The sequence below is a fragment of the Campylobacter sp. 2018MI01 genome, assembly GCF_018501205.1.
In the GTDB taxonomy this organism is placed as follows: Bacteria; Campylobacterota; Campylobacteria; order Campylobacterales; family Campylobacteraceae; genus Campylobacter_E.
In genome coordinates, this window is record NZ_JAHCZE010000156.1 from 1 (window position 1) to 444 (window position 444).

Sequence of the window (444 nt, forward strand, 5' to 3'; positions counted from 1 at the left end):
GCGAAAGACAGGTGAGAATCCTGTCCACCGAATGACTAAGGTTTCCTGGGGAAGGCTCGTCCTCCCAGGGTTAGTCGGGACCTAAGCTGAGGCCGAGAGGCGTAGGCGATGGACAACGGGTTGATATTCCCGTACCGGTCTGATTTGTTTGAGCAACGGAGGGACGCAGGAGGCTAACGATGCGCACTATCGGATGTGCGTCCAAACAGCAAGTCTGTCGGCGAGTCAAATGCTTGCCGGCTCAAGGGCAAGCTGTGACGGGTATGAACGATTTATCGTTCTAAGTGAGCGACGTCACACTGCCAAGAAAAGCTTCTAGTTAGAATCAGACCGCCCGTACCGCAAACCGACACAGGTAGTCGGGTCGAGAAGACCAAGGTGAGCGAGAGAACTCTCGTTAAGGAACTCGGCAAAATGACCCCGTAACTTCGGGAGAAGGGGTGC

Annotated in this window: 1 rRNA gene; it reads left to right on the forward strand. The window is 54.7% G+C overall.

Annotated features, from left to right (window positions below):
- Nucleotides 1-444, forward strand: a 23S ribosomal RNA gene (locus KJQ97_RS09455); the annotation flags it as partial.